This window comes from Salmonella sp. 741265073_HBA (assembly GCF_046569105.1).
Lineage (GTDB): Bacteria > Pseudomonadota > Gammaproteobacteria > Enterobacterales > Enterobacteriaceae > Salmonella > Salmonella enterica.
Map to the genome: position 1 here is coordinate 144,697 of NZ_JBKFRY010000009.1, position 14,977 is coordinate 159,673.

General features: G+C 56.8%; 15 protein-coding genes. 13 read left to right on the plus strand and 2 right to left on the minus strand.

Annotation, left to right across the window (positions count from 1 at the left end; translation table 11 throughout):
* The first annotated feature begins 2 nt into the window (after positions 1–2).
* A complete protein-coding gene (locus tag ACLD3P_RS13905) occupies positions 3–1,046 on the plus strand; it encodes a DUF1176 domain-containing protein (protein ID WP_001270668.1) in 1,044 nt (347 codons plus the stop codon).
* Positions 1,047–1,174: 128 nt separating this feature from the next.
* Complete coding sequence (locus ACLD3P_RS13910; RefSeq protein ID WP_000700635.1) at positions 1,175–1,405, plus strand: hypothetical protein; 231 nt, start codon at positions 1,175–1,177, stop codon at positions 1,403–1,405.
* A gap of 62 nt (positions 1,406–1,467) precedes the next feature.
* On the opposite strand, the gene tkt is transcribed toward ACLD3P_RS13910, so the two are convergent.
* Both tkt and tal read right to left on the minus strand, forming a co-directional pair.
* On the minus strand, positions 1,468–3,468 hold the full coding sequence (tkt, locus tag ACLD3P_RS13915) for a transketolase (protein WP_000087325.1): 2,001 nt from the start codon (positions 3,466–3,468) through the stop codon (positions 1,468–1,470).
* A 19-nt stretch (positions 3,469–3,487) separates the two neighbouring features.
* On the minus strand, positions 3,488–4,438 hold the full coding sequence (gene tal / locus ACLD3P_RS13920) for a transaldolase (RefSeq protein ID WP_076934968.1): 951 nt from the start codon (positions 4,436–4,438) through the stop codon (positions 3,488–3,490).
* A 271-nt stretch (positions 4,439–4,709) separates the two neighbouring features.
* Here tal and maeB point away from each other — a divergent pair, with 271 nt between their 5' ends.
* From maeB to eutG, 11 genes are all read left to right on the plus strand, one after another.
* Positions 4,710–6,989, plus strand: coding sequence for an NADP-dependent oxaloacetate-decarboxylating malate dehydrogenase (gene maeB / locus ACLD3P_RS13925; protein WP_000344299.1), 2,280 nt, complete (start codon positions 4,710–4,712; stop codon positions 6,987–6,989).
* A 416-nt stretch (positions 6,990–7,405) separates the two neighbouring features.
* The gene (eutS, locus tag ACLD3P_RS13930; RefSeq protein WP_001031445.1) at positions 7,406–7,741 is read left to right on the plus strand and encodes an ethanolamine utilization microcompartment protein EutS; all 336 of its coding nucleotides are present in this window, start codon (positions 7,406–7,408) and stop codon (positions 7,739–7,741) included.
* Between the two features lie 12 nt (positions 7,742–7,753).
* Complete coding sequence (gene eutP, locus ACLD3P_RS13935; RefSeq protein WP_000820751.1) at positions 7,754–8,233, plus strand: ethanolamine utilization acetate kinase EutP; 480 nt, start codon at positions 7,754–7,756, stop codon at positions 8,231–8,233.
* The gene (gene eutQ / locus ACLD3P_RS13940) at positions 8,211–8,900 is read left to right on the plus strand and encodes an ethanolamine utilization acetate kinase EutQ (protein ID WP_058214575.1); all 690 of its coding nucleotides are present in this window, start codon (positions 8,211–8,213) and stop codon (positions 8,898–8,900) included. Before eutP ends, eutQ begins: the two co-directional genes overlap by 23 nt.
* Positions 8,897–9,700: an ethanolamine utilization cob(I)yrinic acid a,c-diamide adenosyltransferase EutT gene (gene eutT, locus ACLD3P_RS13945; protein ID WP_000997661.1), complete on the plus strand. Its 804-nt coding sequence runs from the start codon at positions 8,897–8,899 to the stop codon at positions 9,698–9,700. Before eutQ ends, eutT begins: the two co-directional genes overlap by 4 nt.
* Entirely contained in the window at positions 9,697–10,713 is a 1,017-nt protein-coding gene (pta, locus tag ACLD3P_RS13950; RefSeq protein ID WP_411006381.1) for a phosphate acetyltransferase, read from the plus strand. Before eutT ends, pta begins: the two co-directional genes overlap by 4 nt.
* 40 nt (positions 10,714–10,753) lie before the next feature.
* Positions 10,754–11,044, plus strand: a complete 291-nt coding sequence (eutM, locus tag ACLD3P_RS13955; RefSeq protein ID WP_000387716.1) for an ethanolamine utilization microcompartment protein EutM — start codon at positions 10,754–10,756, stop codon at positions 11,042–11,044.
* A 112-nt stretch (positions 11,045–11,156) separates the two neighbouring features.
* The gene (eutN, locus tag ACLD3P_RS13960) at positions 11,157–11,444 is read left to right on the plus strand and encodes an ethanolamine utilization microcompartment protein EutN (RefSeq protein WP_001522340.1); all 288 of its coding nucleotides are present in this window, start codon (positions 11,157–11,159) and stop codon (positions 11,442–11,444) included.
* Positions 11,445–11,455: 11 nt separating this feature from the next.
* Positions 11,456–12,859 (plus strand): aldehyde dehydrogenase family protein, encoded by a 1,404-nt coding sequence (locus ACLD3P_RS13965; protein ID WP_023206509.1) that lies wholly within the window; start codon positions 11,456–11,458, stop codon positions 12,857–12,859.
* A 10-nt stretch (positions 12,860–12,869) separates the two neighbouring features.
* Positions 12,870–13,709: an ethanolamine utilization protein EutJ gene (gene eutJ, locus ACLD3P_RS13970; protein ID WP_023219835.1), complete on the plus strand. Its 840-nt coding sequence runs from the start codon at positions 12,870–12,872 to the stop codon at positions 13,707–13,709.
* Entirely contained in the window at positions 13,699–14,886 is a 1,188-nt protein-coding gene (eutG, locus tag ACLD3P_RS13975) for an ethanolamine utilization ethanol dehydrogenase EutG (RefSeq protein WP_001147505.1), read from the plus strand. The genes eutJ and eutG overlap by 11 nt, the downstream gene beginning before the upstream one ends.
* Positions 14,887–14,977: the final 91 nt, after the last annotated feature.

A 14,977-nucleotide genomic window follows, 5' to 3' on the forward strand; every position in this document is an offset into this window, starting at 1 on the left:
TCATGCGCTACCGCGTTATTCTTTTTTGTCTGTTTGGCCTGTTGCCGGTCCAGCTACTGTGGGCTGCGCCTGCGCAACGGACTTTTTCCGACTGGCAGGTCACCTGCAATAACCAAAATTTTTGCGTAGCGCGCAATACTGGCGAACATCATGGGCTGGTGATGACATTAAGCCGCAGCGCCGGGGCGCGTACCGATGCGGTACTGCGTATCGACCGCGGCGGTTTGGCGCCGCCCGACGCTAAAGAAGCCGCAATTGCGCCTCGCTTATTGCTGGATGGCAAACCGCTTTCGTTCAACAGTCCACACTGGCGCGTGTCGCCCTGGCACCTCATGACCGGCGATCCTGCCACCATCACCGCATTTTTACAGACGATTCAGGATGCGCAAGCTATCACCTTAAAAAACGGCGTTCAGACGCTTTCGCTGGCGGGATTAAAAGCGGCATTACTGTTTATCGACGCGCAACAAAAACGTGTGGGCAGCGAAACCGCCTGGATTGAAAAAGGAAACGAACCGCCGCTCAGCGTGCCCCCGGCACCGGCATTAAAGGGGATCGCCGTGATTAATCCAACGCCCGTACCGCTGAGTGAGGAAGAACGCGACGATCTGCTGGACTACGCAGCATGGCGGGTAAACGGCATTCGCTGTTCGCTTGACCCGCTGCGTCGCGAGACGCAGGTCAGCGCGTTGACGGATGATAAAGCGTTATTGATTGTTAACTGCGAAGCCGGCGCCTATAACACTATTGATCTCGCCTGGGTAGTTTCACGCAAAAAAACGCTCGCCTCGCGCGCCGTACGTTTGCGGCTGCCGTTTAATCGCGGCGTCGAAAGTAATGACATGGAGTTGATGAACGCCTTCTTTGACGAGAAAACGCGCGAGCTGGTGACGTTGGCGAAAGGGCGGGGGTTAACCGACTGTGGTATCCAGACGCGCTGGCGTTATGATGGCGATCGTTTTCGTCTGGTACGTTATGCCGAAGAACCGAGCTGCGATAACTGGCACGGGCCGGATGCCTGGCCTACGCTGTGGATCACGCGTTGAATCCTGGTTGTTATCCCCCTTTTCAGAATAGGGATACACCTATTGAGGTTTCATTTATGGTATAGAGATTGCTACGTTACGGTAGGATTGTTATTTTACCCGATAGCCTCACCACAGCAGGAAATAGTATGAAAATAAATAATGGCCCCGTATTATGCCCCCATTGTGGCTGCCTGAGCGCTTATTATGAAATAGATCGGCTGGCGGCGATAAGAGAAAAAGTGAATAAAGAAGGCGGATCAGCGGCGTGGGATTCAACATTGCAGGCGCATAAAAAAAAGGCCTTTTGCCTGATGTGCCATAAATCCATTGATGAGGTCGTCATCGGGCAGTCAGATGCGCCTGAGTCTACGAAGTAATTTTGCACAGCCTACAGAACAGGTCTGCAGACTGCGCAAAGTCTGTGTTGCTAACGCTCGCCTTAGCCTTTGATGTTCAGCACCCGGCGGGCTTTTTCTACAATATTTTCCACGGTAAAGCCAAAATACGGGAACAGTTTGTCAGCCGGGGCGGATTCACCGTATCCCGTCATGCCGATAATTGCGCCTTTTAGGCCAACATATTTATACCAGTAGTCGGCTATACCGGCTTCCACCGCGACGCGGGCGGTCACGTGCGCCGGTAGCACTGATTCGCGATATGCTTCGTCCTGCGCATCGAAAATATCCGTTGAAGGCAACGACACCACGCGAACGTTATGCCCCTCGCCAGTCAATTTTTCCGCCGCCTGGAGGGTAATTTCCATTTCCGATCCGGTAGCGATCAGAATGATATCCGGCTTGCCGCCGCTATCTTTCAGAATATAACCGCCGCGGGCAATCGCTTTCACCTGTTCCGGCGTGCGTTCCACCTGCGCCAGATTCTGCCGCGAGAGAATCAACGCCGTCGGCCCGTGGTGACGTTCAATGGCCAGCTTCCAGCCGACCGCCGCCTCAACCTGATCGCAGGGACGCCAGGTGCTGAAGTTTGGCGTTAAGCGCAGGCTCGCCAGTTGTTCCACGGCCTGGTGCGTCGGGCCATCTTCGCCCAAACCGATGGAGTCGTGGGTATAGACCATAATCTGCCGGGCTTTCATTAAGGCCGCCATACGCGCCGCGTTACGCGCATATTCGACAAACATCAGAAACGTGGCGGTATACGGTACAAAGCCGCCGTGGTGGGCGATGCCGTTGGCAATGGCGGTCATGCCGAATTCGCGCACGCCATAGTGGATGTAATTACCTGCCGGATCCTCTTTCAACGAGGTCGAACCTTTCCAGATAGTCAGGTTGCTCGGCGCCAGATCTGCCGATCCGCCCAACAGTTCCGGCAACAGGGGACCATAGGCATTGAGCGTATTTTGCGATGCTTTACGGGTGGCGATTTTGGCCGGATTAGCCTGCAAGTCGTTAATAAATTTTTGCGTGGCGGATTCCCATGCCTCCGGCAATCCGCCGCTCATCCGGCGGGTAAACTCCGCGGCCAGCTCAGGATAAGCCTTCTCATAAGCAGCAAACTTTTCCTGCCACTGCTGCTGCGCTTTCTCGCCTTTTTCACGGCCATCCCACGCGCGGTAAATCTCTTTTGGGATCTCAAACGCCGGATGATGCCATCCCAGCTTCTGGCGGGTCAGCGCCACCTCTTCTTCGCCCAGCGCCGCGCCGTGCGACTCCTCCTTCCCGGCTTTATTCGGCGAGCCAAAACCTATCACCGTCCGACAGATAATTAGCGAAGGTTTGTCTTTTACGCTCTGGGCTTCCAGAATGGCTTTTTTCACCGCCTCCGGATCGTGCCCGTCAATGTCATGCACGACATGCCAGTGGTAGGCTTCAAAACGTTTGGCGGTATCGTCGGTAAACCAGCCTTCGGTTTCGCCATCAATGGAGATGCCGTTGTGATCGTAAAAGCCGATCAGTTTGCCCAGTCCCAGCGTACCAGCCAGCGAACACACCTCATGCGAGATCCCCTCCATCAGACAGCCGTCGCCCATAAAGACATAGGTGTAGTGGTCGACAATCTCATGGTCCGGCCGGTTGAACTGTGCGCCTAACGTACGCTCGGCAATCGCCAGCCCGACGGCATTCGCCAGCCCCTGGCCCAGCGGCCCGGTGGTGGTTTCAACGCCGGGCGTATAGCCAATCTCCGGGTGACCTGGCGTTTTAGAGTGCAGTTGACGGAAGTTTTTTAACTCCTCCAGCGGCAGGTCATAACCGGTTAAATGCAGCAGACTATAGAGCAGCATGGAGGCGTGACCGTTGGAAAGGATAAAACGATCACGGTCATACCAGGTCGGATCGGTGGGGTTATGTTTAAGAAAATCGTTCCATAGCACTTCAGCGATATCCGCCATTCCCATCGGCGCGCCGGGGTGCCCGGAATTGGCTTTTTGAACGGCATCCATGCTCAGCGCACGAATCGCATTGGCAAGGTCTTTACGGGACATAAATCACTCCATGCAAGGTTTATAGTTTGGCGGCAAGCAGGTCTTCCAGTTTGCGCTGGTCAACAGCAAAAAGACGGATACCTTCCGACAGCTTCTCTACGGCCATCGCGTCCTGATTATGTTCCCAGCGGAACTCCGCTTCCGTCATTGGCGTAGGACGGTGGAACATCTGTGAGGAAGGCACCAGTTTACGGATCACCGGTTCTTCTTTTTCTTTCAGCTCTTTAAGCAGGTTAGGGGAAATAGTCAGTCGATCGCAGCCGGTTAGCGCGAGGATTTGCTCAGTACGGCGGAAACTTGCCCCCATCACGATGGTTTCATAGCGATGCTGTTTAAAGTAATCGTAGATATTGCGTACCGATTTCACGCCGGGATCTTCCTCCACGACATACGGCTCCAGTGGACTACGCGCCTGATACCAGTCGTAAATTCGGCCCACGAACGGAGAGATCAAATAGACGCCCGCTTCGGCGCAGGCGCGCGCCTGGGCAAAAGAGAACAACAACGTCAGGTTGCAATTAATACCCTCTTTTTCGAGCTGCCCGGCGGCGCGGATACCTTCCCAGGTTGCGGCGAGCTTGATCAGAATGCGTGATTTATCAATACCCTGCTGCTGGTAGAGATCCACCAGATGGCGCGCTTTCTCGATACTTTTTTCTTTATCGAATGATAACCGCGCGTCGACTTCAGTGGAGACGCGACCGGGAATACTTTTCAGTATTTCCGCGCCAAAATTGACCGCCAGTTTATCGCTGGCTACTGCAACCTGCTGTTCCTGCGTACCGCCGTGTTTTTTCCCCCAGCCAATCGCATCCTCAATCAAATGACCATACTGCTCAAGCCCGGCGGCTTTCAGCAGTAAAGAGGGATTTGTCGTGGCATCCTGCGGCTGGTAGTGGCGGATGGACTCGATGTCGCCGCTGTCGGCGACGACGGTAGTGAATTGTTTGATGCCGTCTAGCTGGTTCATAGGAAATACTCCTTGAAAAGTAAAGTGTTAGATGAGTGTGTTGATTCACACTTCTGAAAGATTGATACACTACATAACCAAAAAGCATAGCAGACAGGCATGGTATTGCTGGTATAAGCAGGTAACATGGCCGTTATAAGTTGATAACAAACTCTTGCGCCGCGTCGTGATAGTTTGCAGACCTTCAAAGTTTGTGTTGCGCAGTACGGTGATAATGTGCGGCGCACCAGGCCGCGTCACTTTTTGAACGATACGTGAAAGGAACAACAAGATGGATGAGCAGTTAAAACAAAGCGCCCTTGATTTCCACGAATTTCCGGTACCCGGTAAAATTCAGGTTTCTCCGACTAAGCCCCTTGCCACCCAACGCGATCTGGCGTTGGCTTACTCGCCAGGCGTGGCGGCGCCCTGCCTGGAAATCGAAAAAGATCCGCTGGCAGCCTACAAATACACCGCGCGCGGCAACCTTGTCGCGGTCATTTCCAACGGTACAGCGGTGCTGGGGTTAGGCAACATTGGCGCGCTGGCCGGCAAGCCGGTCATGGAAGGCAAAGGCGTTCTGTTTAAAAAATTCGCCGGCATCGATGTGTTTGACATTGAAGTCGATGAGCTTGATCCGGACAAATTTATCAATGTGGTCGCAGCGCTGGAGCCGACCTTTGGCGGCATTAACCTCGAAGACATTAAAGCGCCGGAATGTTTCTATATTGAGCAGAAACTGCGCGAGCGCATGAACATCCCGGTTTTCCATGACGATCAGCACGGAACGGCGATCATCAGTACGGCCGCCATTCTTAATGGCCTGCGAGTCGTAGAGAAAAATATTTCCGACGTGCGGATGGTCGTCTCCGGCGCAGGGGCGGCGGCAATCGCTTGTATGAACCTGCTGGTCGCGTTGGGGATGCAAAAGCACAACATCGTGGTGTGCGACTCTAAGGGCGTTATTTACAAAGGCCGTGAGCCGAATATGGCGGAGACCAAAGCGGCCTATGCGGTAGACGACAGCGGCAAGCGCACGCTGGATGAGGTCATTGACGGCGCGGATATTTTCCTCGGCTGTTCAGGCCCGAAAGTGCTGACTCAGGAGATGGTGAAGAAAATGGCCCGCGCGCCAATGATTCTGGCGCTGGCTAACCCGGAACCGGAAATTCTGCCGCCGCTGGCGAAAGAAGTGCGTCCGGACGCCATCATCTGTACCGGTCGTTCCGACTATCCGAACCAGGTGAACAACGTATTATGCTTCCCGTTTATCTTCCGCGGCGCACTGGACGTCGGCGCGACGGCGATCAACGAAGAGATGAAACTGGCGGCGGTCCGTGCGATTGCCGAGCTGGCGCACGCCGAACAGAGCGAAGTGGTGGCCTCGGCCTATGGCGATCAGGACCTGAGCTTTGGGCCGGAATACATTATTCCGAAACCGTTTGACCCGCGTCTGATTGTCAAAATCGCTCCGGCGGTCGCGAAAGCGGCAATGGATTCCGGCGTGGCGACGCGCCCGATTGCTGACTTTGATGCCTATATCGATAAACTGACCGAGTTTGTCTACAAAACCAACCTGTTCATGAAGCCGATCTTCTCGCAGGCACGCAAAGATCCGAAGCGCGTAGTGCTGCCGGAAGGGGAAGAGGCGCGCGTGCTGCACGCAACCCAGGAGTTGATAACCCTGGGGCTGGCGAAGCCCATCCTGATCGGACGTCCGAGCGTGATCGAAATGCGTATCCAGAAACTGGGGCTACAGATCAAAGCGGGCGTTGATTTCGAGATCGTGAATAATGAATCCGATCCGCGCTTCAAAGAGTACTGGAGCGAGTATTACCAGATCATGAAGCGTCGCGGGGTAACTCAGGAACAGGCGCAGCGTGCGATGATCGGCAACCATACGGCCATTGGCGCGATCATGGTGCAGCGTGGGGAAGCGGATGCGATGATCTGCGGCACCATCGGCGACTACCATGAGCATTTCAGCGTCGTGAAAGCCGTCTTTGGCTACCGTGACGGCGTGCATACGGCAGGGGCGATGAACGCCTTACTGCTGCCAAGCGGCAACACTTTTATCGCCGATACTTATGTTAACGAAGATCCCACGCCGGAACAGTTGGCGGAGATCGCCGTAATGGCGGCGGAAACCGTTCGCCGCTTTGGTATTGAGCCGAAAGTCGCGCTGTTGTCGCACTCTAACTTTGGTTCCTCAAATTCGCTGTCCGCCAGCAAAATGCGCGAAACCCTTGAGCGGGTACGCGAACGAGCGCCCGATCTGATGATTGACGGCGAGATGCACGGTGATGCGGCGTTGGTGGAAAGTATTCGTAATGACCGGATGCCGGATAGCCCGCTGAAGGGAGCCGCCAATATTCTGGTGATGCCGAATATGGAAGCCGCCCGCATTAGTTACAACTTACTCCGCGTCTCCAGTTCCGAAGGCGTCACGGTCGGCCCAGTCCTGATGGGCGTGTCTAAACCGGTACATGTATTAACGCCGATCGCCTCTGTACGCCGTATCGTGAATATGGTGGCGTTAGCGGTAGTTGAAGCGCAAACCACGCCGCTTTAATAACGCATTACTCTCTCTTCTGGCGCAGGTTCTCCTGCGCTTTTTTTATGCGCCGCTGGGCTTCGCCATGGCATGAAAGGCTCGGGTGGGGATATTCTGGAACCTATTGCGTTACCCCTACTTATTTCACTGAATCTGTACTATGCATAAATCGAGTGATACGCATTATTTTTATCAATAGTAGTAATACAAAGAATAGCCGGTGGGTATTTATTGCGGAACAGGTTTAAATTCAGAATGACGCCTGAAAATGTGATGCACCACGATATTTATCGTTAACACCTTCGACAGAAGTCCCTTTTATTTTCTTTCTCTTAGTGATCTACCTCACCTTTTACATCACCTTGCCGAATTTTGTTATTTACTCCGACAAAAAATTGCCACGATGACGGCAGTTTCAGTGGAGATGGTGAGCAATGAATAAAGAACGCATTATTCAGGAATTTGTGCCGGGCAAACAGGTCACGCTGGCGCATCTCATTGCGCACCCTGGTGAAGAACTGGCGAAAAAGATCGGCGTTCCCGATGCTGGCGCGATTGGCATTATGACCTTAACGCCGGGGGAGACGGCCATGATCGCTGGCGATTTAGCGATGAAGGCTGCGGATGTACACATCGGTTTTCTCGACAGATTTAGCGGCGCGCTGGTGATTTATGGCACCGTCGGCGCAGTAGAAGAAGCGCTATTACAGACGGTCAGCGGGCTGGGGCGATTATTAAACTTTACCCTGTGTGAGTTAACAAAAAGTTAATTGGTGGCGGTAATGAAACGTATTGCTTTTGTCGGCGCGGTCGGTGCCGGAAAGACAACGCTTTTTAACGCGTTACGGGGAAATTATTCCCTCGCCAGAAAAACACAGGCCGTGGAATTTAATGATCATGGCGATATAGATACGCCGGGTGAATATTTTAGCCATCCCCGTTGGTATCACGCCTTAATTACCACGTTGCAGGATGTGGACACGCTGATTTATGTCCACGCGGCAAACGATAAAGAAAGTCGCTTACCTGCCGGGTTATTGGATGTTGGAACCCGTAAACGACATATCGCCGTTATCAGCAAAACGGACATGCCGGATGCCGACGTCGCCGCTACGCGGCAGTTGCTTTGCGAGATTGGATTCCGGGAGCCGATTTTCGAGCTCAACGGCCACGACCCGCAAAGCGTGCGGCAGTTGGTGGATTATCTGGCGGCTCTCAGTGAACAGGAGGAAGAGGCAGGTGAAAAAACTTATCACAGCTAACGATATTCGTGCGGCCCACGCCCGCGGCGAACAGGCGATGTCGGTAGTGCTGCGCGCCAGCATTATTACCCCGGAGGCTCGCGAAGTGGCGGAACTACTGGGCTTCACGATTACCGAATGCGACGAGTCCGTCCCGGCATCCACATCGGCGCAGGCGTGTAAAAGCGAAAGCCAGCGCATTCGGGAAGCCATCATCGCGCAGCTCCCGGAAGGGCAGTTTACTGAAAGCCTGGTGGCGCAGCTGATGGAAAAAGTGCTCAAGGAAAAGCAGTCGCTGGAACTGGGGACGATGCAGCCGAGCTTTACCTCCGTCACGGGTAAAGGCGGCGTGAAAGTCATTAACGGCAGCAGCGTGAAATTTGGCCGCTTCGACGGCGCCGAACCGCACTGCGTCGGCTTAACCGATCTGGTTACAGAGCAGGACGGCAGCAGCATGGCTGCCGGGTTTATGCAGTGGGACAACGCCTTTTTTCCGTGGACGCTGAACTACGACGAAATCGACATGGTGCTGGAGGGCGAACTGCACGTACGCCATGAAGGCGAAACCATGATTGCCAAAGCCGGAGATGTGATGTTCATCCCTAAAGGCTCCAGCATTGAATTTGGCACGCCAACGACTGTGCGCTTTCTGTACGTCGCCTGGCCTGCGAACTGGCAATCCGTATGAACGATTTCATCACCGAAACGTGGCTCAGAGCGAATCACACGCTCAGCGAAGGATCGGAAATCCATCTGCCCGCTGATGCACGACTGACGCCCTCGGCCCGGGAACTGCTGGAAAGCCGCCGCCTGCGCATTAAGTTTCTGGATCAGCAAGGCCGGCTGTTTGTCGATGATGACGAACAGCAGCCGCAGCCGGTACATGGCTTAACCAGTAGCGATACGCACCCACAGGCCTGCTGTGAACTGTGCCGCCAGCCGGTGGTGAAAAAGCCCGATACGCTGACCCATCTGACGGCGGACAAAATGGTCGCCAAAAGCGACCCGCGCCTCGGCTTTCGCGCCGCGCTCGACAGCGCCATCGCGCTGACCGTGTGGCTACAAATCGAACTGGCGGAACCCTGGCAGCCGTGGCTTTTCGATATCCGCTCGCGGCTGGGCAACATTATGCGCGCCGACGCTATAGATGAACCGCTGGCGGCGCAGTCTATCGTCGGACTGAACGAGGATGAGCTGCATCGCCTTTCCCACCAGCCGCTGCGCTATCTCGACCACGATCACCTGGTGCCGGAGGCCAGTCACGGTCGCGATGCGGCGCTGCTTAATCTGCTGCGAACCAAAGTCCGCGAAACGGAAACCCTCGCCGCACAAGTATTTATTACCCGTAGTTTTGAGGTCTTGCGCCCGGACATTTTACAGGCGCTGAACCGTCTCTCCAGCACGGTTTACGTGATGATGATTTTGAGCGTGGCGAAACATCCGCTGACGGTCGCCCAAATTCAACAACGGTTGGGAGAGAAGCCATGATCATTGAACGCGCCCGCGAACTGGCGGTACACGCCCCCGCCAGAGTCGTCTTTCCCGATGCGCTGGACGAACGCGTGCTGAAAGCGGCGCATTACCTGCAACAGTACGGTCTGGCTCGCCCCGTTCTGGTCGCCAGTCCGTTTGCGCTGCGTCAGTTTGCCCTGAGTCATCGTATGGCGATGGATGGCATTCAGGTCATCGACCCACACAGCAACCTGAGTATGCGCCAGCGTTTTGCGCAACGCTGGCTTGCCCGTGCCGGAGAAAAAACGCCGCCGGACGCAGTGGAAAAGCTTAGCGACCCGCTAATGTTCGCTGCCGCCATGGTGAGCGCCGGTGAGGCTGATGTGTGTATCGCAGGCAACCTGTCGTCAACGGCGAATGTGCTGCGCGCAGGGCTGCGGGTGATTGGCCTGCAACCCGGGTGCAAAACATTGTCGTCTATTTTCCTGATGCTGTCGCAGTATGCCGGTCCGGCATTAGGGTTCGCCGATTGCAGCGTAGTGCCGCAGCCGACGGCGGCGCAGCTGGCGGATATCGCTATCGCCAGCGCCGACACCTGGCGGGCCATTACCGGCGAAGAGCCGCGCGTGGCGATGCTGTCATTTTCAAGCAACGGCAGCGCCCGTCACCCCAATGTTGCCAACGTGCAGCAGGCGACAGAGCTCGTTCGCGAACGTGCGCCGCAACTGCTTGTGGACGGTGAATTGCAGTTTGACGCCGCTTTTGTGCCGGAGGTCGCCGCGCAAAAAGCGCCTGACAGCCCGCTGCAAGGCCGCGCCAACGTGATGATTTTCCCGTCGCTGGAGGCGGGCAATATTGGCTACAAAATCGCTCAGCGTCTGGGAGGCTATCGCGCGGTTGGGCCGCTAATTCAGGGGCTTGCCGCGCCGCTTCACGACCTCTCCCGAGGCTGTAGCGTGCAGGAAATTATCGAACTGGCGTTGGTGGCAGCCGTGCCGCGCCAGGCTGACGTGAGCCGCGAACGCAGCTTACACACACTGGTTGAATGAACGGTCCCGTTCTGGACCCCTTTAATGAGAGGAAAACACGATGGAAGCATTAGGAATGATTGAAACCCGGGGCCTGGTTGCGCTGATTGAGGCCTCAGATGCGATGGTAAAAGCCGCACGCGTGAAGCTGGTCGGTGTGAAGCAGATTGGCGGTGGCCTGTGTACGGCCATGGTGCGTGGCGACGTGGCGGCGTGCAAAGCCGCAACCGATGCTGGCGCCGCTGCGGCGCAGCGCATTGGCGAGCTGGTCTCTGTACACGTGATTCCACGCCCGCACGGCGATCTGGAAGAAGTGTTCCCGATCAGCTTCAAAGGCGACAGCAACATTTGATGGTAGGCCGGATAAGACGCGCAGCGTCGCCATCCGGCATGAATGCGCGCCATTGCCTGATGGTGCGCAGATTCAAGGCCTACGACCCAACGGGCAATCCATGGAGGCGGATATGAAACTGGCAGTCGTCACAGGACAAATCGTATGTACCGTCCGCCATCAGGGACTGGCGCATGACAAATTGCTGATGGTGGAAATGATCGATGCCCAGGGCAACCCCGACGGGCAGTGTGCCGTCGCTATCGACAGTATCGGGGCGGGAACCGGAGAGTGGGTACTGCTGGTCAGCGGCAGTTCCGCGCGTCAGGCGCATCGCAGCGAATTATCACCGGTCGATCTGTGCGTCATTGGCATCGTCGATGAAGTGGTGGCTGGCGGGAAAGTGGTTTTCCATAAATAGGACTGAACATCATGAATCAACAGGATATTGAACAGGTGGTGAAAGCGGTACTGCTGAAAATGAAAGACAGCAGCCAGCCGGCCAGCACTGTTCATGAGATGGGCGTTTTTGCCTCCCTGGATGACGCAGTGGCGGCAGCAAAACGGGCCCAGCAGGGGCTGAAGAGCGTGGCGATGCGCCAGCTTGCCATTCATGCCATTCGCGAAGCGGGCGAAAAACACGCCCGAGAATTAGCGGAACTTGCCGTCAGCGAAACCGGCATGGGACGCGTTGACGATAAATTTGCTAAAAACGTGGCGCAGGCGCGCGGCACGCCGGGCGTCGAGTGTTTATCTCCGCAGGTGCTGACCGGCGATAACGGCCTGACATTGATTGAAAATGCGCCGTGGGGCGTGGTGGCCTCGGTCACGCCGTCCACCAATCCGGCGGCGACGGTGATCAATAACGCCATCAGCCTGATTGCCGCAGGCAACAGTGTCGTGTTTGCCCCGCATCCGGCGGCGAAAAAGGTCTCTCAGCGGGCAATCACCCTCCTCAATCAGGCGGTGGTCGCCGTCGGTGGCCCGGAAAATTTGCTGGTCACCGTGGCGAACCCGGATATCGAAACTGCCCAGCGGCTGTTCAAGTACCCCGGTATTGGCCTGCTGGTGGTGACTGGCGGCGAAGCGGTGGTGGACGCGGCGCGTAAACATACTAATAAACGCCTGATCGCCGCTGGTGCCGGCAATCCCCCGGTGGTGGTGGATGAGACCGCCGACCTGCCGCGCGCTGCACAATCCATCGTCAAAGGCGCGTCGTTTGATAACAACATCATCTGCGCCGACGAAAAAGTGCTGATTGTGGTGGATAGCGTCGCCGACGAGCTGATGCGTCTGATGGAAGGTCAGCACGCGGTGAAACTGACCGCCGCTCAGGCCGAACAGCTCCAGCCGGTGCTGCTGAAGAATATCGATGAACGCGGTAAAGGCACCGTCAGCCGTGACTGGGTCGGTCGTGACGCGGGCAAGATCGCCGCAGCCATCGGCCTGAACGTCCCGGATCAAACGCGCCTGCTGTTTGTGGAAACGCCAGCTAACCATCCGTTTGCTGTCACTGAAATGATGATGCCGGTACTGCCGGTGGTACGGGTCGCCAACGTCGAAGAAGCCATCGCCCTGGCGGTACAACTTGAAGGCGGTTGCCACCATACGGCGGCGATGCACTCGCGCAATATCGACAACATGAACCAGATGGCGAACGCCATCGACACCAGCATTTTCGTCAAAAACGGGCCGTGCATTGCCGGGCTTGGATTGGGCGGAGAAGGCTGGACCACCATGACTATCACCACGCCAACCGGCGAAGGCGTGACCAGCGCGCGTACCTTTGTGCGGCTGCGTCGATGCGTGCTGGTGGATGCGTTTCGCATTGTATAAGGGATGACTCATGGCGCACGACGAACAACTCTGGCTCACCCCAAGACTGCAAAAAGCGGCGGCCCTGTGTAACCAGACGCCCGCCGCCAGCGACGCGCCGCTGTGGCTGGGCGTCGATTTGGGCACCTGCGACGTGGTGTCGATGGTGGTCGACGGCAACGCCCAGCCGGTGGCGGTGTGCCTTGACTGGGCCGACGTTGTGCGTGACGGCATCGTCTGGGATTTCTTCGGCGCCGTCACCCTCGTGCGCCGCCATCTCGACACCCTTGAACAGCAGCTCGGCTGCCGCTTTACCCACGCGGCGACCTCGTTCCCACCGGGCACCGACCCGCGTATTTCGATCAACGTGCTGGAGTCTGCCGGGTTAGAAGTCAGCCACGTACTGGATGAGCCGACGGCGGTGGCGGATCTGCTGGCGCTTGATAATGCAGGCGTGGTGGATATTGGCGGCGGTACTACCGGCATTGCCATCGTCAAACAGGGCAAGGTGACTTACTCCGCCGATGAAGCCACTGGCGGGCACCATATCTCCCTGACGCTGGCGGGCAACCGCCGTATTCCCCTGGAAGAGGCGGAACAGTACAAGCGCAGCAATGCGCAGGAGATTTGGCCGGTAGTGAAGCCGGTGTACGAAAAAATGGCGGAGATCGTTGCTCGCCACATTGAAGGGCAAGGAATTGCTGATTTATGGCTGGCGGGCGGTTCCTGTATGCAGCCGGGCGTGGAGGCGTTATTTCGCCAGCGTTTCCCGGAGTTACAGGTGCATTTGCCGCAGCACAGCCTGTTTATGACCCCGCTGGCGATAGCCAACAGCGGGAGAGCGAAAGCGGAGGGACTCTATGCAAGCTGAACTACAGACGGCGCTGTTTCAGGCATTCGACACCCTGAATCTGCAACGGGTGAAAACGTTCAGCGTACCGCCGGTCACGCTGTGCGGACTTGGGGCGCTCGGCGCCTGTGGACAGGAAGCGCAAGCGCGAGGCGTAAGCCATCTGTTTGTGATGGTCGACAGCTTCCTGCATCAGGCGGGAATGACCGCGCCGCTGGCACGTAGCCTGGCGATGAAGGGCGTGGCGATGACGGTCTGGCCGTGTCCGCCAGGCGAGCCGTGCATCACCGATGTCTGCGCGGCGGTGGCGCAACTGCGTGAGGCGGCGTGCGACGGCGTAGTGGCCTTTGGCGGCGGTTCGGTGCTGGACGCGGCGAAAGCGGTCGCCCTGCTGGTGACTAACCCTGACCAGACGCTGAGCGCCATGACCGAGCGCAGTACATTACGCCCGCGTCTGCCGCTGATTGCGGTGCCGACCACCGCCGGAACCGGTTCTGAAACCACCAACGTGACGGTGATTATCGACGCGGTCAGCGGGCGCAAGCAGGTGCTGGCACACGCGTCACTAATGCCGGATGTGGCGATTCTTGATGCTGCCGTGACCGAAGGCGTTCCGCCAAACGTGACGGCGATGACCGGTATCGATGCGTTGACGCATGCGATTGAGGCCTACAGCGCGCTCAACGCCACGCCGTTTACCGACAGCCTGGCGATTGGCGCGATAGCGATGATTGGCAAATCGCTGCCGAAAGCCGTGGGTTACGGCCACGATCTGGCGGCGCGTGAAAATATGTTACTGGCCTCCTGTATGGCGGGAATGGCCTTTTCCAGCGCCGGTCTGGGGCTGTGTCATGCGATGGCGCACCAGCCAGGGGCGGCGCTGCATATTCCGCACGGCCAGGCCAACGCTATGCTGCTGCCAACGGTCATGGGCTTTAACCGGATGGTATGCCGCGAACGCTTCAGTCAAATCGGTCGGGCGCTAACCAATAAGAAATCGGACGATCGCGATGCGATTGCGGCGGTGAGCGAGCTGATTGCCGAAGTGGGGCAGAGCAAACGGCTGGCTGACGCTGGCGCCAAACCCGAACACTACAGCGCGTGGGCGCAAGCCGCGCTGGAGGATATTTGTCTGCGCAGTAACCCACGCACCGCCACACAGGCACAGATTATCGACCTGTACGCGGCTGCCGGGTAATGCCTGTAGGCCGGATAAGGTGCTCGCACCGTCATTCGGCAATAACACGGCGTTAATGCCGGAGGCGACGTAAACGTCTTATCCGGCCTAC

Bases quoted from the DNA above. Each gene is read 5' to 3' on its own strand.
- ACLD3P_RS13905 (WP_001270668.1), top strand. From the start codon at position 3: ATGCGCTACCGCGTTATTCTTTTTTGTCTGTTTGGCCTGTTGCCGGTC.
- ACLD3P_RS13910 (WP_000700635.1), top strand. From the start codon at position 1,175: ATGAAAATAAATAATGGCCCCGTATTATGCCCCCATTGTGGCTGCCTG.
- tkt (WP_000087325.1), bottom strand. From the start codon at position 3,468: ATGTCCCGTAAAGACCTTGCCAATGCGATTCGTGCGCTGAGCATGGAT.
- tal (WP_076934968.1), bottom strand. From the start codon at position 4,438: ATGAACCAGCTAGACGGCATCAAACAATTCACTACCGTCGTCGCCGAC.
- maeB (WP_000344299.1), top strand. From the start codon at position 4,710: ATGGATGAGCAGTTAAAACAAAGCGCCCTTGATTTCCACGAATTTCCG.
- eutS (WP_001031445.1), top strand. From the start codon at position 7,406: ATGAATAAAGAACGCATTATTCAGGAATTTGTGCCGGGCAAACAGGTC.
- eutP (WP_000820751.1), top strand. From the start codon at position 7,754: ATGAAACGTATTGCTTTTGTCGGCGCGGTCGGTGCCGGAAAGACAACG.
- eutT (WP_000997661.1), top strand. From the start codon at position 8,897: ATGAACGATTTCATCACCGAAACGTGGCTCAGAGCGAATCACACGCTC.
- pta (WP_411006381.1), top strand. From the start codon at position 9,697: ATGATCATTGAACGCGCCCGCGAACTGGCGGTACACGCCCCCGCCAGA.
- eutM (WP_000387716.1), top strand. From the start codon at position 10,754: ATGGAAGCATTAGGAATGATTGAAACCCGGGGCCTGGTTGCGCTGATT.
- eutN (WP_001522340.1), top strand. From the start codon at position 11,157: ATGAAACTGGCAGTCGTCACAGGACAAATCGTATGTACCGTCCGCCAT.
- ACLD3P_RS13965 (WP_023206509.1), top strand. From the start codon at position 11,456: ATGAATCAACAGGATATTGAACAGGTGGTGAAAGCGGTACTGCTGAAA.
- eutJ (WP_023219835.1), top strand. From the start codon at position 12,870: ATGGCGCACGACGAACAACTCTGGCTCACCCCAAGACTGCAAAAAGCG.
- eutG (WP_001147505.1), top strand. From the start codon at position 13,699: ATGCAAGCTGAACTACAGACGGCGCTGTTTCAGGCATTCGACACCCTG.